Annotated in this window: 25 protein-coding genes; 14 read left to right on the forward strand and 11 right to left on the reverse strand. The window is 38.6% G+C overall.

Annotated elements, in window-relative coordinates; all coding sequences use genetic code 11:
* The first annotated feature begins 5 nt into the window (after positions 1 to 5).
* The 5 genes from AC2JBO_RS00690 to AC2JBO_RS00710 all read left to right on the forward strand — a co-directional run bounded on the left by AC2JBO_RS00690 (position 6) and on the right by AC2JBO_RS00710 (position 6,041).
* Positions 6 to 1,040 carry a glycosyltransferase family 2 protein gene (locus AC2JBO_RS00690; RefSeq protein WP_496951689.1) on the forward strand — a complete coding sequence of 345 codons (1,035 nt, stop codon included), beginning with the start codon at positions 6 to 8 and terminating at the stop codon, positions 1,038 to 1,040.
* The gene (locus AC2JBO_RS00695; protein ID WP_496951690.1) at positions 1,033 to 3,192 is read left to right on the forward strand and encodes a sialidase family protein; all 2,160 of its coding nucleotides are present in this window, start codon (positions 1,033 to 1,035) and stop codon (positions 3,190 to 3,192) included. The genes AC2JBO_RS00690 and AC2JBO_RS00695 overlap by 8 nt, the downstream gene beginning before the upstream one ends.
* The gene (locus AC2JBO_RS00700; RefSeq protein ID WP_496951691.1) at positions 3,182 to 3,991 is read left to right on the forward strand and encodes a WecB/TagA/CpsF family glycosyltransferase; all 810 of its coding nucleotides are present in this window, start codon (positions 3,182 to 3,184) and stop codon (positions 3,989 to 3,991) included. Before AC2JBO_RS00695 ends, AC2JBO_RS00700 begins: the two co-directional genes overlap by 11 nt.
* Before the next feature lie 30 nt (positions 3,992 to 4,021).
* On the forward strand, positions 4,022 to 5,446 hold the full coding sequence (locus AC2JBO_RS00705; RefSeq protein WP_496951692.1) for a sugar transferase: 1,425 nt from the start codon (positions 4,022 to 4,024) through the stop codon (positions 5,444 to 5,446).
* A 124-nt stretch (positions 5,447 to 5,570) separates the two neighbouring features.
* Positions 5,571 to 6,041: a DUF1499 domain-containing protein gene (locus AC2JBO_RS00710; protein ID WP_496951693.1), complete on the forward strand. Its 471-nt coding sequence runs from the start codon at positions 5,571 to 5,573 to the stop codon at positions 6,039 to 6,041.
* Between the two features lie 282 nt (positions 6,042 to 6,323).
* Here the strand turns inward: AC2JBO_RS00710 and AC2JBO_RS00715 are convergent, their stop codons facing one another.
* Entirely contained in the window at positions 6,324 to 7,955 is a 1,632-nt protein-coding gene (locus tag AC2JBO_RS00715) for a cyclic peptide export ABC transporter (RefSeq protein WP_496951694.1), read from the reverse strand.
* Between the two features lie 253 nt (positions 7,956 to 8,208).
* On the opposite strand from AC2JBO_RS00715, the gene AC2JBO_RS00720 reads away from it, so the two are divergent.
* The gene (locus tag AC2JBO_RS00720) at positions 8,209 to 8,331 is read left to right on the forward strand and encodes a hypothetical protein (RefSeq protein WP_496951695.1); all 123 of its coding nucleotides are present in this window, start codon (positions 8,209 to 8,211) and stop codon (positions 8,329 to 8,331) included.
* A 215-nt stretch (positions 8,332 to 8,546) separates the two neighbouring features.
* Here the strand turns inward: AC2JBO_RS00720 and AC2JBO_RS00725 are convergent, their stop codons facing one another.
* The gene (locus tag AC2JBO_RS00725; protein WP_496951696.1) at positions 8,547 to 9,197 is read right to left on the reverse strand and encodes a TetR/AcrR family transcriptional regulator; all 651 of its coding nucleotides are present in this window, start codon (positions 9,195 to 9,197) and stop codon (positions 8,547 to 8,549) included.
* 80 nt (positions 9,198 to 9,277) lie between these two features.
* Between AC2JBO_RS00725 and AC2JBO_RS00730 the strand changes: the two genes are divergently transcribed.
* Positions 9,278 to 9,766, forward strand: a complete 489-nt coding sequence (locus AC2JBO_RS00730) for a hypothetical protein (RefSeq protein ID WP_496951697.1) — start codon at positions 9,278 to 9,280, stop codon at positions 9,764 to 9,766.
* Here the strand turns inward: AC2JBO_RS00730 and AC2JBO_RS00735 are convergent.
* Positions 9,763 to 10,545: an SDR family oxidoreductase gene (locus AC2JBO_RS00735; protein WP_496951698.1), complete on the reverse strand. Its 783-nt coding sequence runs from the start codon at positions 10,543 to 10,545 to the stop codon at positions 9,763 to 9,765. The genes AC2JBO_RS00730 and AC2JBO_RS00735 overlap by 4 nt on opposite strands.
* Positions 10,546 to 10,770: 225 nt before the next feature.
* Here AC2JBO_RS00735 and AC2JBO_RS00740 point away from each other — a divergent pair, with 225 nt between their 5' ends.
* Entirely contained in the window at positions 10,771 to 11,844 is a 1,074-nt protein-coding gene (locus tag AC2JBO_RS00740; RefSeq protein ID WP_496951699.1) for a glycosyltransferase family 9 protein, read from the forward strand.
* A gap of 16 nt (positions 11,845 to 11,860) precedes the next feature.
* On the opposite strand, the gene AC2JBO_RS00745 is transcribed toward AC2JBO_RS00740, so the two are convergent.
* Entirely contained in the window at positions 11,861 to 12,088 is a 228-nt protein-coding gene (locus AC2JBO_RS00745; protein WP_496951700.1) for a hypothetical protein, read from the reverse strand.
* Between the two features lie 809 nt (positions 12,089 to 12,897).
* Here AC2JBO_RS00745 and AC2JBO_RS00750 point away from each other — a divergent pair.
* The 4 genes from AC2JBO_RS00750 to AC2JBO_RS00765 all read left to right on the forward strand — a co-directional run bounded on the left by AC2JBO_RS00750 (position 12,898) and on the right by AC2JBO_RS00765 (position 16,680).
* Positions 12,898 to 13,893 carry a YihY/virulence factor BrkB family protein gene (locus AC2JBO_RS00750; RefSeq protein WP_496951701.1) on the forward strand — a complete coding sequence of 332 codons (996 nt, stop codon included), beginning with the start codon at positions 12,898 to 12,900 and terminating at the stop codon, positions 13,891 to 13,893.
* Between the two features lie 41 nt (positions 13,894 to 13,934).
* Positions 13,935 to 14,489: a DUF421 domain-containing protein gene (locus AC2JBO_RS00755; protein ID WP_496951702.1), complete on the forward strand. Its 555-nt coding sequence runs from the start codon at positions 13,935 to 13,937 to the stop codon at positions 14,487 to 14,489.
* Positions 14,490 to 14,691: 202 nt separating this feature from the next.
* A complete protein-coding gene (gene purB, locus AC2JBO_RS00760) occupies positions 14,692 to 15,987 on the forward strand; it encodes an adenylosuccinate lyase (RefSeq protein ID WP_496951703.1) in 1,296 nt (431 codons plus the stop codon).
* A 147-nt stretch (positions 15,988 to 16,134) separates the two neighbouring features.
* Positions 16,135 to 16,680 carry a DUF4126 domain-containing protein gene (locus AC2JBO_RS00765; RefSeq protein WP_496951704.1) on the forward strand — a complete coding sequence of 182 codons (546 nt, stop codon included), beginning with the start codon at positions 16,135 to 16,137 and terminating at the stop codon, positions 16,678 to 16,680.
* A gap of 200 nt (positions 16,681 to 16,880) precedes the next feature.
* On the opposite strand, the gene hemH is transcribed toward AC2JBO_RS00765, so the two are convergent.
* From hemH to AC2JBO_RS00790, 5 genes are all read right to left on the reverse strand, one after another.
* Positions 16,881 to 18,047 (reverse strand): ferrochelatase, encoded by a 1,167-nt coding sequence (gene hemH, locus AC2JBO_RS00770; protein WP_496951705.1) that lies wholly within the window; start codon positions 18,045 to 18,047, stop codon positions 16,881 to 16,883.
* A gap of 255 nt (positions 18,048 to 18,302) precedes the next feature.
* A complete protein-coding gene (locus tag AC2JBO_RS00775; RefSeq protein WP_496951706.1) occupies positions 18,303 to 18,761 on the reverse strand; it encodes an NAD(P)-dependent oxidoreductase in 459 nt (152 codons plus the stop codon).
* The gene (locus AC2JBO_RS00780; RefSeq protein WP_496951707.1) at positions 18,739 to 18,882 is read right to left on the reverse strand and encodes an NAD(P)-dependent oxidoreductase; all 144 of its coding nucleotides are present in this window, start codon (positions 18,880 to 18,882) and stop codon (positions 18,739 to 18,741) included. The genes AC2JBO_RS00775 and AC2JBO_RS00780 overlap by 23 nt, the downstream gene beginning before the upstream one ends.
* 117 nt (positions 18,883 to 18,999) lie before the next feature.
* Entirely contained in the window at positions 19,000 to 19,203 is a 204-nt protein-coding gene (locus tag AC2JBO_RS00785) for a hypothetical protein (protein ID WP_496951708.1), read from the reverse strand.
* Positions 19,160 to 20,005, reverse strand: a complete 846-nt coding sequence (locus tag AC2JBO_RS00790) for a uroporphyrinogen-III synthase (RefSeq protein WP_496951709.1) — start codon at positions 20,003 to 20,005, stop codon at positions 19,160 to 19,162. The genes AC2JBO_RS00785 and AC2JBO_RS00790 overlap by 44 nt, the downstream gene beginning before the upstream one ends.
* Before the next feature lie 260 nt (positions 20,006 to 20,265).
* On the opposite strand from AC2JBO_RS00790, the gene AC2JBO_RS00795 reads away from it, so the two are divergent.
* Positions 20,266 to 20,937, forward strand: coding sequence for a MotA/TolQ/ExbB proton channel family protein (locus AC2JBO_RS00795; RefSeq protein ID WP_496951710.1), 672 nt, complete (start codon positions 20,266 to 20,268; stop codon positions 20,935 to 20,937).
* Positions 20,938 to 21,156: 219 nt separating this feature from the next.
* Here the strand turns inward: AC2JBO_RS00795 and AC2JBO_RS00800 are convergent, their stop codons facing one another.
* Together AC2JBO_RS00800 and AC2JBO_RS00805 are read right to left on the reverse strand one after the other, a co-directional pair.
* Positions 21,157 to 21,732 carry a DUF2808 domain-containing protein gene (locus tag AC2JBO_RS00800; protein WP_496951711.1) on the reverse strand — a complete coding sequence of 192 codons (576 nt, stop codon included), beginning with the start codon at positions 21,730 to 21,732 and terminating at the stop codon, positions 21,157 to 21,159.
* A 231-nt stretch (positions 21,733 to 21,963) separates the two neighbouring features.
* Positions 21,964 to 22,695, reverse strand: a complete 732-nt coding sequence (locus AC2JBO_RS00805; RefSeq protein WP_496951712.1) for an alpha/beta fold hydrolase — start codon at positions 22,693 to 22,695, stop codon at positions 21,964 to 21,966.
* A 432-nt stretch (positions 22,696 to 23,127) separates the two neighbouring features.
* Here AC2JBO_RS00805 and dpsA point away from each other — a divergent pair, with 432 nt between their 5' ends.
* Positions 23,128 to 23,682: a DNA starvation/stress protection protein DpsA gene (gene dpsA / locus AC2JBO_RS00810; protein WP_496951713.1), complete on the forward strand. Its 555-nt coding sequence runs from the start codon at positions 23,128 to 23,130 to the stop codon at positions 23,680 to 23,682.
* Positions 23,683 to 23,769 lie beyond the last annotated feature (87 nt).

The raw sequence follows: 23,769 nt of genomic DNA on the forward strand, positions 1-23,769 counted from the left end.
AAACAATGAATTATCTAGACAATAAAGTTTCTGTCATCATTCCTGTATATGGCGCCGAGAATTTCATCGCGAAAACCCTCTCATCAGTAATTAATCAAACCTATAAAAACATTGAAATTTTGATTATTGATGATGAGACTCGCGATAGGAGTATTGATATCTGTAAACAGTTCACCGATAATCGAATTAGAATTATTAGGCAAAAAAATCGCGGGTTAGCAGGCGCCAGAAACACTGGTATACGCAACGCACAAGGTAATTATATCGCCTTTATTGATGCTGATGATATCTGGCGCCCTGACAAGTTAGAGAAACACATCGCGCACTTGGAAGCTAACCCAACTGTAGGAGTCAGTTTTAGTCGTTCAATATTTATCGATGAGAACGATAATCCTTTAGGTATCTATCAAATGTCAAAGTTGAGCAATATAACACCATTGGATTTCTGGTGTCGCTCTCCTATCGGTAACGGTTCAGCAGGAGTATTCAGGCGCCGGGTGTTTGATGATATAAAGTTCCAAGATAACCTCTACGGAACAATTGAAAATTTCTATTTCGATGATAGTTTCCGTGAATCAGAGGATGTAGAGTGCTGGTTACGTATCTCAATTCAGACCAACTGGAAAATTGAAGGTATTGCAGAAGCTTTAACTCTTTACCGCGTCAATTCCAAAGGACTATCGGCCGATATCAACAAAATGATGGGGTCATGGTATAAGTTAATCGAAAAAGTTCGCACTTTTGCACCCAAAGAAATGGAAGAGTGGGAAAAACCCGCAATTGCATACCGACTTAGGTATTTAGCACGTCGAGCTGTAACTCTCAAAGCAGGTTGGACAAGCGTAGAATTATTTCACCGTTCCCTTACTACCTACTGGCAAATTTTACTTGAAGAACCACGACGAACTTTGATTACTGGAGCAGCAGCTTATCTTCTGTGTATTTTACCCAATTCAATGTACTCACAAATTCAGAAGCAAGCTTTATCAATTACAGGAGCAAACCAAAAAAATAGAATTCAGCAGGAACAAAATGCGTAACTTACGTAAAATTTCCTCTATCGCTGCTATTATTATTTTGATTATTTTATTAAAAGGACAATCTCAAACAATCAAACAAACTCATCAAACACCAATCTTAGAGTTAGCTTCGTATACTAACACTAAAACTTCTCTCCCAAATCCTGTATTAGGAACAGCCAACGTTGCTATCGGAGGAGGAGGTTATGTTACAGGTATTTACCCGCATCCCAAGAAGCGTGACTTAGTATATATCAAAACCGATATTGGTGGTTTTTATCGTTGGAATTCAACTAAGCAAAGCTGGATACCGTTAACAGACCACTTTCCTCTAGCTCAACTAAATTATTATGGAGGGGAAGCAATTGCACTTGACCCAAAAGATCTTAATACTCTCTACATTGCTGTAGGTAAATATACAAGTGATTGGTGGGAGCATAAAGGTACTATCTTTAAATCAACAAATCAAGGTCAAACTTGGAAGAAGCTGAATATAGATTTAAAGATGGGTGGGAATGAGAGTCAACGCTGGACAGGTGAACGACTCGCAATTAATCCGTTTGATTCGGAAATGATTTTATTTGGTTCACGCAAAGACGGGTTATGGAAATCATCTGATGCTGGCAAAACTTGGGGTCAAGTTAAGGCATTTCCGGGAAAACTAAAAGATAATTTCGGAATAACAGCAATAGTATTTAACAAGGATGTTCTTTATGAGGTTTATGCGGTAGTTTATGATGATGGCATTTACCAATCGAATGATAACGGCGCCACTTGGAATAAGCTTTCAGATAATCTCAACCCTAATAGTCTAAGTCAAACTAATCGTTTGGTAGTTGCTTCTAATAAAGTATTGTATGTGACACATAGTAAAGGAGTGAGTAAATACTCGCGCGGTCAGTGGAGCAACATAACTCCCTTCAATAATCAGATTGCATTCAACGCGATATCAGTAAATCCACTCAATCCAGATGATATTCTTGTTTGTACTCTAACCGAAAAATCCTTACAAATTTACCGCTCATTGAATGGGGGAGATAGCTGGAAACTTCAAAACCGTAAGACAGTTAGTAGTGTTCATTGGTGGTCAGATTATATGACCTCAAATCCCTCTGTTGCAGCGATAGAATTTGACGCAAATGTTCCACAACGAGTTTGGATGACTGACTGGTATGGTGTTTGGCGAACGGATAATATAGATAGCAACCAAGTTATTTGGAAAAACTATCAACAAGGACATGAAGAGGTAGTAACTTTCGACTTGGTTTCACCACCTACAGGGGCGCCGTTATTAAGTGGTTTAAGCGATGTTGAAGGTTTCTATCACGAAAAGCTCGACGCTTATCCATCAAGAATGTTGGGTGGTAAAAATTCGTTTCAAGATACCTATAGCATAGCCTACAGCGAAACGAATCCTAAACGAATGGTGCGTGTAGGAGGTAATCGTTTTAACAATACTTATGGAGGAGCGACTTCTAACGATGGTGGTAAAAATTGGAGACCGTTCGCTTCATTCCCCTCTAACACTATGCCTACACGTGTTGCAATATCAGCAACTAACCCAGATTTATTCGTTGTTACTGTCAGCAACGGTCAAGCGCTACGAACTACTGATGGTGGCGCTACTTGGCAAAAATCTGGATTACCTGATGGATTTACTGGCCCTTGGAATTGGAGTCAACCTTTAGCGGCTGACAAAGTAGATGGTAACACTTTTTATTATTATGCCAACAGCAAACTTTATCGTAGTACAAATGGTGGCGCTTCTTTTGAGTTTGTATCTTTATCAATTCCTCATGCTGACTGGAACTCTTTGATAACCACTCCCGGAGTTAAAGGAGAATTATGGTTAAGTCTTGATAAGCAAGGACTTTATCGTTCGCGCGATGGAGGTAAGACTTTTTCACGTATCCCAGGAGTTGAAAGAGCATATCTATTTAGTATAGGACTCCCTCAAAGTGGAAGTAAAATCCCAACTTTATATGTATATGGAAGCGTTGAAAAGTTAGGTAATGGTATCTTCCGTTCTGTTGACCGAGGAAGAACTTGGAAACGAATTGGTGATAGCACAAAAACAGTTGGTAATGACCCGAATGTGATGGAAGCTAGCAGACAAAAGTTTGGCTTGGTTTTTATTGGTACTAATGGTCGGGGAATTTATTATGGGAGCTAATTTTTATCACAGAGACACAGAGGACACAGAGATAATGAATAAGTTTGAAGAAATTTCCCTACTTGGAACTCGGTTTCATAAGTTGAAAGTGAATGATTTGATTAATTTTGTTGTTGCGTCTACAAAGCATGATCAAAAAACAGTGGTAGGTAATGTTAATGTGCGAGCTATTAATTTTGCTTACGAATTACCTTGGTATAAAAGTTTTATTAATAAATCTAATGTTGTTTTTTGTGATGGTTTTGGAGTTCTATTAGGCGCCAAAATGTGTGGACATTGTGTTGATTCATCACACCGCATGACTTGTCCTGATTATATAGAAAGTTTAGCTCAAGCTTGTGAACAAGCAAATGCTTCTTTATTCTTACTTGCTGGTAAACCTGGTGTCGCTGAAAAAGCTGTTCAAAAACTTAAAATTATTGCGCCTAATCTCAAAATAGAATCGCATCATGGTTATTTTGACAAGTCAGGTGAAGAAAACGACTTAGTAATCGAACGTATCAATCAATTTAAGCCTGATGTCTTGTATGTAGGTTTTGGTATGCCTGTACAGGAGCGCTGGATTTTGGATAATTTAAAACGAGTCGATGCAAAAGTTTTTCTACCTCTAGGCGCCTGTCTTGATTTTTACACGGGTGCTGTATATCGAGGACCACGTTGGATGACAAACCGAGGACTTGAGTGGTTAACACGATTTGTCACTGAACCTCAGCGTTTGTGGGAACGTTATGTAGTTGGTAATCCGCTGTTTCTCTACCGCATCATCCGCGAACGAACATTGAAAAAATTAGGAATTTAGTACTAAAAAATTACAAATGGAGCAGAAAATATGGTTTCTCATTCTTTGCCAATTGTCAATTTAAAACCTGATTTGAGGTCAGCAACAGGAACACAAATTCAAAAAGGTTTAGCCGTTCGATTCCTTCGTGTCTTGACGTTAGTAATTTTAGATCCTTTATCTTTGGCTTTTGCATGGAAATCAGCAACATATTTTAGTATTCCGATTAAATCTTTGTGGACACAAGAACCTTCGTTTTTAATACTGAATATTATTATTGAACTATGTATTTTTACAACATCAGATTTGTATAAAGCTGGTATATACCGACGTAACTACAGCAGTATTGTTAAAGCTGTTTCTTTATCTTCTATCTTGCTACTGTTTATTGGCTTTCTCTACACTTCGGAAACGTATATATCACGCTCGTTTGTACTGTATTGGCTACTGTGCTTACTTTTTACCTGTACCTCTCGTTTCTTGTTTGATGCTAGTACAAAGCTGCTTCGTCAACAAGGCGCCGTGCGTCACGCCATTTTTCTAATTACAGACCCTCTTGACCAGAAAGAACAACTAAATTTAATTGAACAAGAAAATTGCTATATAATTCAAGGTGTAAGTGATTCAAGTTGTCTGGATTTGGCAAACCGCGAACAAACGTTTAAAAATCTACGTGAGCTTGGTGTCGTTGAGGCTTTTGTTTCGTGGAATTCAATCAAGAATCGCTTGTATGTCTGTTGGCACTTCTATACTGCTGGCATCACAATTCGTATTTTGCCCACAACGCGCGAACTATATCATCCTAAATCTGAAATTTGGATGCTTGGCAACCTTCCTTGTCTAACAATTCCGGCGCCCATTCTTGCAGGAAGTGATTTTTGGATTAAACGAATTTTTGACGTTATTTGTTCGACAATTCTATTACTCGCTTTTTTGCCACTTTATGTCAGTATTGCCATACTTATCAAACTAGATTCTCCGGGGCCAATTTTGTTTAAACAAGACCGAGTTGGACTTCACGGTAAAAAGTTTAAAATCTGGAAGTTCCGAACAATGGTAACAAATGCCGAAAAACTACAAACAACCTTAGAAACTAAAAACGAAATAAAAGACGGTGTACTCTTTAAACTCAAAGATGACCCACGTATTACAAAGGTTGGTAAATTTCTGCGACGTTACAGTCTTGATGAATTACCACAACTATTTAATATAGTACTTGGCGAAATGAGCCTTGTTGGTCCGCGTCCTTTACCTCTTCGCGATGTTGAGCGTTTCAAAACCACACACTTCATTCGTCAAGAAGTTCTTCCAGGTATCACTGGACTATGGCAAGTGTCTGGACGTTCTGATATTGAAAATTTTGAAGATGGAGTCAAGCTTGATATCACTTACATTGAAAATTGGTCGATGTGGCTTGATTTACAAATTCTACTCAAGACTGTTGGGGTTGTCCTGAATAAGACTGGCGCCTATTAAAGACGCGCTTAAGTTCCTTAAGATTCCCGACTTCTTAAAGAAGTCGGGAATCTGGTCTAGAATCTGACCAATTATATGCAATTATATTTGTACAATAACTTGCCCCTTAAGGTGCAAAATTATAATGTCCCGTCTACCAAAAGCGATAAACGTTACAATAATTCTGATTCTGACTGGTATTTTGGTGCTTTCTACTCCGAATTTGGCTTTTGCTTCAAATTTGGGAGTTAATTCAGGTTTCCTTGCTCCTTGTCCAGCTTCCCAAAACTGTGTCGTTAGTCAAAATGCTGACTCAAAACACGCAATACAACCGATTACTTATCACGTAGACCGTGAGACTGCACGAAAAACTTTGTTAAAAGTTCTCGGTGTTGTTCCTCGCACAGAAATAGCAGAACAAACAGATAGCTATATTCACGCGCTTTCTAGAAGTCGCATTTTCCATTTTACTGATGACGTAGAGTTTTATTTTCCTACAAATGAAAACGTAATTCATGTACGTTCAGCGTCTCGTGTAGGAGAGTCAGATTTAGGTGTTAATCGTAGACGTATAGAACAAATTCGTTTGGCTTTACGTGATTTAAATATATTTTAATCCCCCCAACCCCCCTTATTAAGGGGGGCTGATTCGTTCCCTTTTAAACTGGATTTGTCAAGATGGTTAGCAATAAAAATCATAAGTATGGTAACTCGGAAACAGAGTTTTTAGCACATAAATCTAAGTGTGATTGTCTATTTTAGAGGCGCCTTGGTAGCAAAATCACCAATAAAGATTTGCGCGAAACCCTTGATTTTTCAAGCTTTTTAGGGAATGAATCAGCCCTGCCTTATTAAGGGGGGCTTTAAACGCTTTAAATATTCTTTTTTTTCCTTAAGTTTATTCGTAAATGCGATTGTTGTATTTATCTTGTACAATTTTTCCGTAATCTAATTTAAGAATACGGTCAGCGATAGGAAAAAAGTAATCGTCGTGACTGATAACTATTACTGTTTTGCCTTGCTGCTTGAGGTTCATGATAATTTGTTTATAGAAAATCTCTCTAAAAATTGGGTCTTGGTCTGATGCCCATTCGTCGAATAGATAAATTGGACGGTTTTCTAAATATGCTGCTAGTAAGGCTAAACGTTTACGCTGTCCTTGAGAAAGTGATATGGTTGATAGTTTATTGTCTCTAATTTGAACTTTGTTATCAAGTTGTAATTGTTGTAAATATTCGCGCGCTTGTGTTTGAGAAAGTTTGCTGTCTGCACCTGTAATACGCTCAAATAAGTAATAGTCAGAAAACACTACTGAAAAATGTTGACGATACCATTCACGGTTCTCGTCTATAATTAATTTCTTGTTCAGACGAATTTTACCAGATTCTGGAGTATAAAGTCCTGTAATTAATTTGGCTAGTGTTGATTTTCCGCTACCGTTACCACCGACAATAAATACTATTTCTCCTTGATTGAATGTTAAGTTAATTGGACCCAGTGTAAATTTACTGTCTTCGCTTTCCCCTCTATAGGTGTGGGTAACTTCTGTAAGCTCTAATTTATTCCAATTTTGAGTAATTGGATGCAAGATTAATTGGTTACTTTCTGTTTGTGCTGCTAACGATAACCCCATCGTTTGGATTTTTTGGAGAGCGACGCTTGCTCTTGCTAACTGTTGAAGTTTATCTAGTATACTTTGCATTGGCAACATCATGTAAGTCAGCGTTAACACATAAGCTGAAAGTACAGATGGAGCGATACTAACAAATTGAGGTACGGTAAACAGCAACAATCCTGTTAATATAAAAAATAGTAAATTTCCCCATCCTGTTGAAATTGAATAAGTAAATAATGCCGCAGAATTTTGATTGCGTGATTTGGCTGCACTTATCTGTAACTCTTCATTAAAAAAATCCTGGCGCCGTGTTGCGTTAAGCTTAAGTTCTTTCACACCATCCGTTACGGCACGAAAATGTTTGAATAAGTTATCCTGCTCGTTACGCGCGAGCTTGAGAAAATAATCCGCACGACTAATCAAAAGCTGAACGCTTCCTACACCCATCATTAAAAACCCAATGGTAAAAGCAAATACCGTACCTGATAACCACAGCATGTACGCTAAACATCCTACTATAACCGCAATATCCACACAAATAAACGGTATAGCGTAAACTGTACTTGACAAAGTTGATACATCTTCTGTTAGCGTCGCCAAAAGTTTTGAGGCGCCTAATTCTTCTAAGTGACGCAGTGGTGAATATAAAATTCCATCACTCAATCCCAACCGCAATTTATACACCGCATTTTGCGAAAGCTTAATCAACAGCACTTGCGAAATGATACTGCTAACAAGAACAACCAACGCTAGCAGCGGAAACTGTAACGCTAAATTTTCACTATAATTACCGCTAATCGCACTGTTAATCAACGCAATTAATCGGGCAGAAGTTCCACCGCTAATCAAACCTGTGAGAATTGCAATTGCAACCTGTACCCGTGACGCGCGTAATAATAACCAAATCAAATTCATCTAAAAATACCGCTGTCTTACTTCGGTTTATACCCAACCAATAAAGCTAACTCTAAAAATGGACAGTTACATGGTGTCTCCTGTTCCCAAGTTAATAATTTTTCTCGCGCTTTTCAGTACCTGTAGCGAGCGAGCGTGGTTTGCAAATGTCGAGAGATTTGTGTGAGCCATGAGAAAGTACTATTGCCATCGCAACTTTTTTTACATTAACAAAGAAAATTAATAGATTCGCACCAAAGAAAAATTTCTTATCATGAACATATTTTTAGTAAAATGGAGTACATTTCTGCACCCCACACATTTTACTATTTATTCCCAAGACCCTGATTTACAGTTGTTTTTTCGCATTGCTCCCGGCGCCGTTGGAAAATTTTGATTTGACAAGTCTTTGTATCAAAGTTGTCAATTGTTTTCAAAATATACTCAAATAACTAAACTCAGTAACAGTACAACAGATTACTGAGTAAGTACTTGATTTAAGGAACAAACGTATAATCATATATTCAGCATATCTCACATGATAACTAGCAATATTAATTACACATTTTTCTGCTGCTCGCTACCCTGATTATAATTGTCGCAAATCATACATTAAATTTGTGTTAAACTAGCTTTAGTAACAGGTACTAAGTGTACTACCTCACTAAACACAACACCAAAACATATCGATATTATTTGCTCAACTTTCTCATCAAAATTAATGTCCCCAAACGCTTTACCATCTAATACCGCTTGCGCTAATATCACAAAAATCATACTCAATAATGCCTCCGTAGCAACTGGTCGAACTGGATAATGCGCGCGCAGTTGCTGCATAATATCTAACAACATCACTTCTGCTGCCGATAACTGCTTACTAAGCAACTCATCACTATATAAATGCTTCTGTCCTTGTATCATATGAAAGATACACTCTATCGGATGTGAGTTTGACCACTCAATTAATCCCCTAATCACATTCGTAAACCGCGTTAACGGTTCTGAGATATCATTACTCTGAACAATCACCAACTCTAACTGCTCTAAAATTCTACTCATCAATGCTTGCGCTACACACTCCTTACTTTTAAAATGAGTATACAAACTTGCCTTCGACTTAAACCCCGCACCCGCGCGTATGTCATCTATCGAAGTGCCATCATAGCCCTTCTGCGTAAACAATTTCAGCGCAACTGCTAAAATTATCTCTCGACTATCTCTACTCTCGACTCGCTCTTTTACTGGTAATGCACTCTCATTCATAATTTTATTTTATGTCCGAACGTTCGGATTAAAATAAATTAAATCATTATAAAGTGGTTTGTCAAGAGGTAAATAGATGTATGTTTTTTTGGGAAGAAGATTCGATAGAATACGAGATATTCAAGCAATATGAGCGCGCGTTGGTAACACTAGGTGTAGATTTTGACCGTCTTGATGTTCAGGATGCGCTCGAAGGGTGTACATTTGGGTTGGAAGACGCATTTAGGAGAACGATTGAGTATATATTATGGTTAAAAGAACATGATAAAGAAGTGTTTCCTGATGCAATTTTGATTCAAGCGTTGCAGAATAGGTGGAAACCTAAAAATTGGGAACAATCTTATTTTGATAAACCTGATTTACAGTCGATAGGACAAAAATGGTGGAACGGCGCCGCGCTGAAGTGGGGATGGGATGTTCGTAACCAGCTTGTCGCTGATGTTTGCTACGAAAACGGTAAAGAATTTATTAAGTTTACAAACGGGAAGGAATTATTAGTGGAAACTGCATGGCGTTGGGGATGGGAACGAGTACATGATTTTGCACACCCCATCCCAAAAAGGGGTTAACCTTTTAATAGTGATTCTCCACCATCAATCCAAACTTCAGTACCTGTAATTAAGTTAGAAGCATCAGATGCGAGAAACATGACTAGTTGTGCAACTTGTTCAGAAGTTCCTGGTTCTCCGTCGGTTAATGGTATTTTCCCTTCGGGAAATATTACAGGTTCTTGAACTTCTTCTAAGTTTCTTTCTTGAGTGTTCTGGGAAATACTGGTATCAATGGCGCCGGGACAAACGACGTTAACGCGAATTTTATGTTTAGCTAGTTCCAGCGCTGTCATTTTTGCAAACGCGACTTGTGCAGCTTTGGAACAACTATACGCTGTGGCGCCTGATTTGCTGAAATTACGTGTACCGTTAATCGATGATGTGATAATAATTGAACCGCCTTGTTTTTTCAAGTGAGGTACAGTATATTTCACGGTGAGAAAAGTTCCCTTCAAATTAATATCGATGGTTTTATCCCATTCGTCTGGTTCTATTTCATCAATTGGCGCCCATACTCCATTAATACCAGCGTTTGCAAAAACAATATCTAAGTGCCCCCATTTATTTATCACTTCTTGAGTCGCTTGCTGCATATCTTCTGGTTTAGAAATATCAGCAATTACTGCAATAGCTTCACCGTTCGCTTGATTAATTTGAGCAACAGTTGCCTCTAGTTCATCTTTTGTTCGTCCTAGTGCTGCAACTTTTGCTCCTTCTTTTGCAAATAATATCGCTGCCGAAGAAGCAATTCCTGAACCTGCACCCGTAATTAGTGCTACTTTATTAGCTAGTTGCATATATTTATATCAGTGTATTAGTTACTTGTTAAATACCAAATAAACTAGTAACAAATCATACCTCTATCGGTAGAAATATAAAATCTTTCTATGTCTTTAGTCGTATATGTCATAAAGCTGTTATATCATTAGCACGATGACTAAATAAAGATTTTTTTTTATATTGTTTTCGATTTATAAATTAAACCGCAAAGCACGCTAAGTACGCAAAGAAAGAGGAGATGTATGTTAAAGAAACGATGCTTGCTCAACCGGAATATTCAGCGTATTGTCATAGTTAGTGTGCATTCTCAGTTGGAATATTTGATGTGTATTGTACCCGCTTTACTTTGCTTGCGTGCTGCATTTCCTTATGCCCATATAACTTTAATTGGATTGTATCAGGCGCCTTTTGTACAGCGATGGCATTATCTTATCGATGAATTTATTGAGTTTCCAGGGTATCCAGGTATATTAGAGTCACCTGGAGTGGAAAAAATTCCAGAATTTTTAGCGTCTGTTCACGCTTCACGTTTTGACTTGGCTTTACAACTGCACGATAATGGTATTATTTTAAATAGCTTTACTTCTTTACTCGGCGCCCGCATTAACGCTGGGTTTTATGTTCCCGGTCATTTTTGCCCTAACCCTGATTACTTTATTCCTTACCCCGAAGACCAATCCGAAATATGGCGCCACTTACTTTTAATACAATATTTAGGTATTCCTGTTCATAGCGATAAAATTGAGTTTCCTTTGCAAGAAGCTGATTTTATCGAGTTAAGCAAAATTGAAGCGGCAAAATATTTATTACTTAAGAAGTATATCTGCATTCATCCCAGCGCTTTAACTCAACCATGGTCACTAGAAAATTTTGCACGTGTTGCTGATGATATTGTTGAACGTGGATACCATATTGTACTTATTGGTACAGCAACAGATGCCAATCTAACTACGGCAGTTGCTTCTATTATGAAAACTAAACCAATTAATTTAGCAGGAAAAATCAGTATTGGAGCAATGGCTGCACTACTCGTTCATAGTTGTTTGGTTATTTGTGGTAATACTATAGTATCATACTTAGCAATTGCACTACATGTAAAAAGCGTTGTAATTTTGAACTGCGAAGCTGAACGGTGGGCGCCTCTTAACCATCAACTTCATCGTGTCCTAACGTCAGAGTATAATATTACATCTACATCCGAATGGATTGGTTTCAGCAGTGAGACTAGTATACGCTCTTCATTGTCTGCTAAGTTAGCAGTTACTCCAACAATGGTCATGACTCAAGTTGAAGATTTACTCAGATTATCGATGTAACTAGATTAACAATCTACTAATTTTGCTTAAGTACCCAGTCCAAGTACGCTAAAATCTCGCGGTCTTCACGCTGCTGTAATATGTTTTGTACTCTGTCTTGTAACCGAGTATCTCTCGATTTGAAAGAATCTTCAGTGTTGTTAGAACCATCTTTTAGCAAATTATACAACCTTTCTAGATATTGTTTCGGTATCGTCACAGTAATTTCGTTGGCGTTGAAAAATTCTAGGTTTGTTGTACTCATTTTCCTTCCTATGTTTTTGCGTTTTGTTTGCGGTTAAACTCGTGCTTGGTTAATGCTCAACCTTTTTTCAATGTCTTTAAATATTCTCCTAATTACGAGTACTTATAAACCGAGAAAATGCGGAGTTCTTCATTACACAACGATACTGCGGTATGTATCACAACGTCAAAAACGTCCATTTAACGTTGTTACAGCTTCTCCACTCGTTTCAAAATCAATCAGTACAATGTTATATATTTATTAAACTTAAGATAGGTGCCGATATTTTTACTGGTATATAAAAGTTATTTAGTACAATTGCTCGTTGCGATTGAGGAAGTATTTAGTGCATTGCCAAGGCGCAAAACCGAAAACCAGAGATAATTATGCTTTGGAAGTACGCACCACTCCCAACAACATCGCTGCGAAACTTTGCAGCCAATATGCATCGTGTTGGCCCTCTAGTTATCATTTCGGTGCCGACTTGTTGCATGACTAGTACTAAATCTGCATAGACAATTCAACAATTCTTCAAGAAGACTCCGATCAGCTCGCAACTGCAAACCGTTCATTTCAATACTATTCATTCACTCCGTATAGATATTCATTATATCTCTCGATTGACGTATAGACTTATACTTTGTAATTATATATATTGAGTGCCAAAATTGTTGGTATACAGTTAAACAAAAGTTGATAAGCGCTTATAATCAAGTATTCTTTCTTTGGGATGTAATCTAAAGTGTCTCTAGAAGGATGTATAGATTTGTAAAGGTCGAATATAAATATAATTCGGTGGAGTAGCTATGGTTGGTAAAGGAGATTAAGCGGTGTTTAAAAGAGTTTTAGAACTTTTTAAGGAAACGTTTGAAGAGTGGAGCAAGGACAAAGCTTCGCGATTAGCAGCGGCGCTATCCTATTATACAATTTTTTCAATTGCTCCTTTACTAGTTATTATCATTGCAGTTGTTAGTGCCGTATACAAGAAAGATGCAGTCAGCGGCGTTATCAAGGAACAGTTGACGGGTTTGGTCGGTGGAGCAAGTGCCGAACTTATTCAAGGGGCAATACAAAACGCGAGTAAACCTCAACAAGGAACAATAGCGTCGATAATTAGTGTTGCTGTACTTTTATTTGCTGCTACTGGTTTATTTACCGAACTGCAAGACGCACTCAATACTATTTGGGAAGTACAGCCAAAACCTGGACGTGTTGTTAAAAATATGCTGCGTCAAAGGTTTTTATCGTTTTCTATGATTTTGGGTATTGGCTTCTTGCTGCTTGTCTCGCTCATCGTCAGCACTACCTTATCTACCATAGTTACTTATTTTCAAAATATATTACCTGGTATTGATGTGCTTTGGCAGTTTGTTAACTTCTTACTGTCTTTTGCTGTCACTACTATATTATTCGGATTAATTTTTAAAGTCTTACCCGATGTTAAGATTGCTTGGAGTGACGTTTTAATCGGCGCCTCAATTACCTCATTATTATTCTCACTCGGTAGATATCTTTTGAGTTTATATTTAGCGCGCGCTGCCTTCAACTCCGCTTATGGCGCCGCTGGTTCAATAGTTGTATTATTGTTCTGGGTAAACTATGCTGCCCAAATTCTCTTTTTCGGCGCTGAATTTACCCAAGTGTACGCGCGTAGATACGGAACACGAATTGTTCCAGATAAACACGCAGTGCCAATAACCGAAGAAGCTCGTTTACAGCAAGGAATGAAGCCCAATAAGCCAAAGCGTACACCCCGCAGGAATAATTCTAATTGGTTGAGTCGCTTAACACAACGATTAAAGTCTTCTAAGAATAATCGTAGGTAGCATTAAATCAACATATTTTAACTTAAAATAAAACAATAAACATGGACAAGTGGTGGACTGTACACTGGGAACACATTTTTATTCCCAGCCTTCCTATATTAGAGCTAATTATACGCGGGAGCTTAGTCTACCTAGCTTTATTTTCAGTATTACGATTCTTACCTAGTCGTCAACTTGGCACCCTCGGTCTATCAGATTTGCTCGTAATTGTTTTGTTCGCCGAAGCAGCACAAAACGCCATGGTAAGCACTTATACATCGATTACGGAAGGCGTAATTTTGGTAGGAACTGTAATTTTGTGGAGTTATTTTTTAAATTGGTTAGGTTATAAAATCCCCAGGTTCCAGCGCTTTCTTAATCCTCCACCATTATTACTCGTCAAAAACGGTCGAATGATACATCGTCACCTCGAACGTGAGTTGATCACCGAGGACGAGTTGATGAGTAAGTTACGTCAAGAGGGGATAGAATTTCTCAAAGATGTCAAGAAAGCTTTTATGGAAGCCGACGGCAGCATTAGCATCATTACTACAGAATCTAAATCTTCCTCCGAAGAATCTTCTGTCAAAGAGTCACAACCAGAAGTTGGTGCGTGACGCTACAAGTCTTATTACTACGTTGAAATATTTTTGTAGCGTCACACAACCAGAAGTTGAAATATTTTTGTAGCGTCACACAACCAGAAGTTGAAATATTTTTGTAGCGTCACGCACCCTACATATCTTAAACTTTTGTCATAATATTTCATAAAATACATGCCCACGAAGTAAAATATGACGTTGTAATCAATGGCAGACCGTGATTGAGCGTTATACTTTGCCCGAAATGGGCAACCTTTGGACTGATGCTTACAAGTTTCAAACCTGGCTACAAGTAGAAATTGCCGTTTGTGAAGCGCAAGCGTCTTTAGGCTATATTCCACGTGAAGCAGTTGAAGAAATTAAGGCAAAAGCTAACTTTGACCCCGAACGTATTCTTGAAATTGAAGCTGAAGTTCGTCATGATGTGATTGCTTTCCTTACCAATGTCAACGAATATGTTGGTGACGCTGGACGCTACATTCATCTTGGCATGACTAGTTCTGATGTATTGGACACAGCGTTAGCAGTGCAAATGGTAGCTAGCTTGGATGTAATATTACGGCGCCTAGAGGATTTAATTGCGGCGATTCGCGAGCGTGCGAGTGAACACCGTTATACAGTAATGATAGGACGTTCGCATGGGATTCACGCCGAACCGATTACATTTGGTTTTAAGTTAGCAGGATGGTTAGCAGAAGCGTTACGCAACCTTGAACGCTTGCATAATGTTCGCAAAAATATCGCTGTTGGTAAAATTTCTGGCGCCGTTGGAACTTACGCTAATATTGAACCGCGCGTAGAAGCCTTAGCGTGTGAATCTTTGGGACTCAAGCCAGATGCAGCATCAACACAAGTAGTGTCGCGTGATATACATGCTGAATACGTGCAGCAACTAGCATTACTCGCAGCTTCCATCGAAAGATTTGCGGTAGAAATTCGTAACCTACAAAAAACAGATGTCCTCGAAGTTGAAGAATATTTTTCCAAGGGACAAAAAGGTTCTTCGGCGATGCCACACAAACGTAACCCTATACGTTCGGAGCGGTTAACGGGAATGGCACGTATGGTTCGTAGTTACGCAGTTGCAGCAGTTGAGAACGTTGCGCTTTGGCACGAGCGTGATATTTCTCATAGTTCTGTAGAACGAGTCATGTTACCGGATGCTTGTATTTTGACGCATTTTATGCTTGTAGAAATGACGGAGCTAGTTAAAAATCTGCTAGTCTATCCCGATAATATGGCGAGAAACATGAACTGTTATGGAGGGGTTGTATTTAGTCAGCGAGTCATGTTGACTTTAGTTGAAAAGGGAGTGCGACGAGAAGAAGCGTATAAGATAGTGCAGGAAAATGCTCACACAGCGTGGAATAAAGCTGACGGCAACTTCCGCGAATTAATTACTCATGACGCGCGGGTAAAAAATAAACTAACACCCGAAGAAATCGAAGCTTGCTTTAACCCCCAGCATCACCTTCAACACCTAGATGAGGTTTACCAAAGATTAGGAATTTAAGCAATAGGAGAATATACTTTCGGGTTCGTCGAAACGGCGAACCAGTTCCTTAATTTCCACAGTTGACATTCTTAAATTCCTATGAGTGTAATTGTGACAAAAGTGGGTAAGTTTAAGTCATGATTACTTAAATTCTATTCTCTGATTATGATTGAAGTTCTGGCCGCACTATCTGCTTCTGCGGCAGCAGGAATTAGAACAGCTTTACCACTACTCTTTGTTGGGTTGTTGCAGGGTCATAGTCTGTGGTCAAATGTTCCAGTGTTATCGCGAATATCCTCGCCTTATTTACTCGCGACTTTGACTAGTTTATCAATTATAGAAGTGCTTGCGTCTAAAAAATTGACTGGACAAAGGGTGCTGCAAGTATTTCAACTTCTTTTTAGTCCCTTAGTCGGCGCCATTATGGGGTTAGCTTGTGCGAATGTTACAGAAACTCCACATTGGTTAGTCGTATTGGTCAGTAGTTGTTTGGCATTTGTCCTCAAACTCGTTCAAGTCGGCTGGTTTTTCCGTTTGAGAGGGTTGCCCACATGGGCAGTTTTTATACAAGACTTCTTATGCATTCTCCTGGTAATTTTTGCTTGCAATGCTCCTTGGCAGGGGGGTTTAATTGCATTGTTCTTACTATGGCTAGCTATACGCAGCGGTACAAATTGGTATAATTGGTATCGCCAAACGCCGAACGTGTGACGGTACAAATAATCTGGTAGGGTGCGTGACGCAACAAATCAATCAAAATAATTATTACAATCTGGTAGCGTCACGCACCAGCATATATTTTCACCCAAACGAGTAAACTAAGGCACCTGATTATTTGAAATATTAAGTTGGTGCGTGAAAGCTATTTTAACTTTTGTTTTTAGTGAAGTTTTTTCTAGCTTTCACGCACCCTACTGTAGGATGCCAATAAAGTGCAGCAAACCTCTACCTGTAATCATTTCGAGCACCAAGGCAATAAATCCTAACATGGCTATTCGACCATTCCAAACTTCTGCACTGCTTGTCATTCCCCACTCCCATTGTTCCGGTGGATACATTTTTACCCTCTTCTTCAGTTGGGTGACTTGCGATAAGTCTATATTTGGAGAGTTTAGCGCATTAATTACTAAATCAGCTAACGCGCGCACGAAAGTAGGATGTGTGTTTAATGCTGGTACACGACGGAAATTTTCTATTCCCGCTTCTTCTGCTATTTCACGATATTCAATATCGATTTCCTGCAGTGTTTCAATGTGTTCTGATACAAAGCTAATCGGAACTACTACTATAGTTTTAACATCTTTAGCGCCTAATTCTTCAATTGCATCTTCGGTGTAAGGACGTAACCATTCTACGGGACCGACACGACTTTGATAAGCTAGTGTGTGAGCATTTGGACGATTGAGAGTACGCATTATTAATTCAGTACATTCCTCAATTTCGTGCTGATAGGGGTCTCCTGCTTCCTCAACATAACTTTTTGGAACACCATGCGCGCTAAAAAATATATGCGCTTCCTCTGGGTTGGGTAACTGGTCAAGCTCCTGAGCAATAAGTTCCGCCATTGCTTTCAAGTATCCAGGCTGCTTATGCCAAGATGCGATAACTGTATAATCGATACGTTGAAGCTTGGGGTTAGTTTTCCACAACTGTTCAAGTAACCTAAAACTAGAGCCACTAGTACTGATTGAAAACTGTGGATATAAGGGAAGTATTACTAACTTATCGAGTTCATCATGCGTTAAACTAGCTATAGCTTCTTCTGTGTATGGATGCCAATAACGCATCCCAACGTAAATTTTAGCGTCTTCTCCCAAAGCCTGGAGTTGTTCTTTGAGTGCTTCACCTTGAGCTTCGGTTATTTGCCGCAGCGGTGAACCCCCACCTATTTGCTTGTAGTTTTCCTGCGACTTTTGAGTTCGCCGTGAAGCAATAAACCATGCCAAAGGTTTTTGCAGCCAAGGAAACGGTAGGCGAATAATCTCTGGATCTGAAAATAAATTGTACAAGAACGGCCCGACATCATCCAGCTTATCGGGACCGCCGAGATTGAGTAATAATACGCCTACACGACCCATAGCAGTTATTTTCTCCCAATCATTTCTTCAGGTTTTTTACTAATATTAGCAACAATTATTTACCTAATATATCGTTTATTTGCATAATATTTAGATGCTTCATAAAATAATATTCCATTAAGTGCCACCTTGCAAGAAGTCTCCCAACACTCATAAGGCCTTTACTGTAAGCTATTTTCAAAGCATGGCGCCATACATAACGATTATAAGTCTCTTCGCAATCCTTAACAATATGCTCATATATCGATTGTTACATCACATGTTGATGCAGTAGGGTAATTTTTCTCCTTGAATTCCTGCAATTAGATTCTCAATTGCCATATCTGCCATTTTTTGACGAGTTTTGTAACTTGCGCTACCGATATGTGGTGCAATTACCAAGTTACTAAGGTTTAATAATGGACTGTTGCTGGGAATGGGTTCGGGGTCGGTAACATCTAGCGCGGCGCCTGCAATGTGATTATTTACGAGTGCGTGATATAATTCGTCTTGGTTAACAACACCTCCACGGGCAGTATTTATCAAGATAGCGCTTTGTTTCATCATTTCAAACTCCGCTCTACCAAACAAATCATACGTGTCATTAGTTAACGGCGTATGAATTGTAACAAAATCTGATTTTTGAAGTAGAGTTTCCAAACTTACAAATCGAGCATTGAGCTTATTTTCTAATTCTCTATCACAACGGTTTTTACTTGTATAAATAATTTGCATTGCTCAACCCGTTGGCACGACGAGCAACAGCTTGAGCAATGCGTCCAAACCCAATAATTCCTAGAGTGGTGCCAGTAATATCTGCACCCAGCAATAAGTCAGGTTCCCAAGTCTGCCACAAGCGCGCGCAAATTTATCTGCTTCCACAATACGACGCGCGGATGCCATTAACAACGCCCAAGTCAAATCAGCAGTTGCATCAGTTAATACACCGGGAGTATTACCAACAGGTATTTTTTTAGCAGTTGCTGCACTGTATTAAGTCTTGGTCAATTTTATCTGTTAACAAACATAATAAACCATCAATACTTTTAACTTTTTCTCGCAACACCTCATATGGTGGAGGTGTACGCTCGTGCCATACTTCAATATCAGCAAACTGTTCCAGTATCGTTAAATTAGTCGGAAGCTTGCGAGTAATAAAGACTTTGGGTTTTTTCATGAACATAAAAGTAACTAGCTAATTCAGCAGCAAATCCATCAAATGAGCTAAAATCGCTAGCAATGATTGAGACGTTCAATCCTAATTTTTTCGCATTGGCGCCTGTATATGGACCGAAACAAGCAATTACAGTATTCTGATAATCAGATTCATTGTCAAACATCTTCATGAAAGCGTTAACTTCAGCACTACTACTAAATGCAATTACATCTACCTTGCCTTGGCGAATCAAATCTAACTCAACATTATACATTCCCTTATCCAAACTGTGTGTTTGATACGCAGTAATGGGAGTGACATTCATTCCCAATTCTTTTAACTCAGTTAAAAAGTTAGGAATAACATCAGGCTCAGGAATACCGATAACCACAGGAATAGGAACTAAAATATTTTTACCCGCAATATCAGAGATTTTTGCAAGTTCGCGAATAATTCCTGTTGGACTTGGTTCCGATGGTACTATATCAACCTCGGTGCCTAAAGTCTCCAAAAGTTCAGCATCTTTCCCTATAGCACACAAATGTATTTGCTGAAGCACCGAGGTATCTATCTTTAATGCTCGCATTCTTTGCGAAACTGCATCGATACCGTTACGACTAGTAAACGCTATCGAATCATACGTGTTAATTTTTGCTAAATGCTCATCTAATACTGTAAAGTCTTCTAAACTATTAGTTTCAATTGTTGGCATCAACAACGGCAAAGCACCTTGATTAACTAAGGCTTGCGATAACCTCACCGCGTATACTCGCGGCGCCGTTATTATTATTCTTTTCCCGTATAAAGGTAATTTATTATACATTTTTTTGATATTTGAGCTTTTTAATATTAGTTCTAGCACCTACCATAAGCTAGATTTCGACTGGAAGCAAATTGTATCATAAACAACCTTGAAGAAACCAAAAATTATTTCTAAGTACGATATATAACTTTATACATTGTTATTCATAAATGGTTGTTAAAGATTTTATTAACTTTTCTTAATCATCAATTTGGCACTAACACGATATATTACAGGTCTGTATGCGTAATTTATAACAATAAAGTACTTAATAAGCCGCAATGACGAGAATATTCGATACTTTTCTAGCAGGTGGTTTTGTAATGTACCCCTTGCTAGCTTTATCAGTTGTAACTTTTGCTTATGCTGTGGAACGGATATGGTATTGGTTTAAATTAGTTTTCCAAGAAAAAATTGTTGTGCATGAAGTCCTGACAGCAGCAAAAAGAAATTTAGACGAAGCCCTTACTTACGCCGAACGCTCGGAAGGTTTAGCTATTGGTCGTGTACTCGCGGCGCCGCTCAAGCTCAAAGTTGCTTCTCCTGAAATTTTTCACCTCGCTCTGTTAGCCGCTTTGGATAGAGAATTTATCGAAATGCGTCGAGGTGATAAACTACTAGAAAGTATTGCGGCTATTGCTCCTCTATTTGGTATCGTTGGAACTGCAAACGGTTTGATTAGCATGTTCTACAATCTCAAATCTGGTACTGGTGATAGCACAAATGTTTCAGCAGTAGTAAGCGGTATTGGGCAAGCATTGATTAGTTCAGGTGCGGGAATATCGTTAGCGGTAGCAGCATTTGTATTTCTTCGGACTTTTATAATATTACGCGCGCAACAGATGGACTATTTCTCCAAAGTCGGCAGCGAACTCGAATTAATTTATCTACAAAATTGGCATGAGACGAGTAGGGTGCGTGACGCTACTATCAATTCCCAAACGAAGCTATAATCTGGTGGCGTCACGCACCTTACTATCGAATGTTGCTTACTTAACGATGTTTATGGTGCGTGAAAGCACTGTATTTGGCGTTACATTGCTTGATAGTAATAGCTTGAAAGCACCCTACCCAATGCATGTTGGCGCTGACCAATACGTGAAATAGTGCCATTCCAACTTACTATCAATTCTTAAACGAAGCTATAATCTGGTGGTGTCACGCACCTTACTTTATCTTAAAAACCCAGAATCAAACCCAGAACTGTAGAACTGTAATCTTCCGTATCCGAGAAATTGACCGTAGGGTTTTTCACCTGCGGGGAACGCTGTGACTCCAAATAGGTAAACACCAGGAACTGTAGGATTTTGCACTGGTTTTAAGGCAAGTGTTACCGTCTTACCTGGTGGAACAGGAGGATTAAAAGTTAGTGAAACGGTTCTAGCTTGACGCTGAGAAGTTGCATCTTGTATTACTAACTTTTGACCTTCCCTATGACGTGTTCCTTCAAAAGCATAGGTCTTTTTGAGGTCAAAGCGAATATTATCAACGCCTTCACGTTGGTTGAGTGTAATCTTCTGTAAAGGTTCGACGGCGTTATCTGGAACGCTAACTGTAAAATAATACGTGGCGCCCCAAACGTATACATCATTATATGTAGTTGCGGCTTCAACAAGACGTGGTGGTTGGTTGAAGTATACTTCACCTCGCACTATTACCGCTTGGCTAACTTGCTCCAAATTTATTGAATACCCAACAGTTGCTACCACCGAAAGTAATGCTGCACCGAATAAATATCCAACTCGCATAGTTCTTCCTATCAACAGCAACCCAAGCTGTTAGTTGCCTGTTGTGTAAATATACGTATTTTTCAGCCTGCTACTTTTACTGTACATTTACTCTCGTCGTAGATTATTAAAGTTGTGACAAAATTTTTCATCTAGATTTTAAAAATACCCTAGGTAGGGTGCGTCACGCAATAACAATTTAACAACGAAGCAACCAATCCTGTGGCGTAACGCACCAAATTATGTATGATATTATCCAGAAATTGAAAGTTGTTTTTGGTGAAGCTCCATATCCTGGTTTTGCCAAAAACGCGAAATCTTGGCGCCGACTTTTGCTGAGTGGAAGTAATGGAAGAAGTGACCACCTTGGGGACACTCCCAAAGTATATCCTGCGGTTTGAGCCATTTTTCCCATTCATGAAGTTCAAGATAACTAACAATGGGGTCTGTTTTACTACCGCATACCATCAATGGCATTGATACTCCCCCTATTGGTAAGTATTCTCTTTGATACATGGAGTGCATCAAAGGTAAGTTATCTAAATCTTTATTTAGGTTATTGATTAATTTGTTTAAATGACATGGCAGACTGTCGCGGAATAAGTTGTAAATTGTATTGAGTAAAACTTGGCCACGAGTCAGGTTAAAGCTCTGACGCTGTTGATAGTAGTGTACGTGCCACGTATTCGCAGGTTGTCCCGCAACTGCTAATAACGTTAATGAACGTACATACTGCGGATATTGACGTGCGAATATTAACGCAATTGTACCACCTATGCCATGTCCAACTAAATGCAGCGGATGATTTTTTTTGACAAACTTATAAAGTAAATTTACAGCCACATCTATCGAAGCTGGTTCATCCGCTGTTTGAATATAGTCCCAATGGGCGATACTTTTATATTGATTTAAATGTATTAGCAAAGGCATAGCCACACATTTTAAAGAGGGACTACCGCTAACCCAAAGTGCATCAACAGACATTTCTTCTCCTATAAAATTCTTTAATTAATATTCAATCAATGGCGCGGTCAATTTCCCCTTATTCTACTGAGGTATTATTACTTAATGAATATATTTTGCAATAACCTCTAGTTAATATGATACCTGATAACACTTTAAAAAAAGTTCAAATTAAACAAATTTAATTTTTAAAAATGATTCTTTTGATACAGGCGTAAAATTATTTGTAAAAAAGGACATATGTCGCTTGGAATATAGCTGTTGTGAAAATTCTAAAAAAGGACATATGTCGCTTGGAATATAGCTGTTGTGAAAATTCTAAAAAAAAAGATTTTCATTAAGGGAAATAAAGTCTCAAAATAAATTTTCAAAAGAATCAATTTGAAAAAACTGTTGTATAAATGATATTAGAGATAAATAGAACACAAACAAGTTAAATTACAAAGGTGAATTATGAGTGCATCACAAACCGTACTACGCAATTTTGGTCAGGTTTACGATAATCCAGTATTATTAGATAAAACTGTTACTGAACCTGTTTGCGAGGGTTTCAATATTGCATTAGCCAGCTTTCAGGCGTTATATTTACAGTATCAAAAGCATCACTTTGTAGTTGAAGGTGCCGAGTTTTATTCTTTACACGAGTTTTTTAACGAAAGTTATGACGCTGTTCAAGGACACGTTCATGATATTGGTGAACGTTTAGATGGACTCGGAGGTGTACCTGTAGCAAGTTTTGCGAAGTTAGCTGAACTATGTTGCTTTGAAGTGGAACCAGACGGTGTTTTTTCTTGCCGTCAAATGGTCGAACATGATTTAGTTGCCGAACAAGCTATGATTGGTTTAATTCGGCGCCTAGCTTCGCAAGCAGAAAGTTTAGGTGACAGAGCAACTCGCTATCTATATGAACAAATTCTTCTTAAAACTGAAGAAAGAGCTTACCATTTAGCTCACTTCCTCGCCAAAGACAGCTTAACTCTTGCTTACGTTCAAACAATCAATAATTAATGTATTGCGGAACGCTTGTAGGGTGCGTGATGCCGCTATATTTACAAAACGAAGCGCAGTTCTAATAGCGTCACGCACCCCACGTTC

This window comes from Calothrix sp. CBUCES-K 9914 (assembly GCF_059640475.1).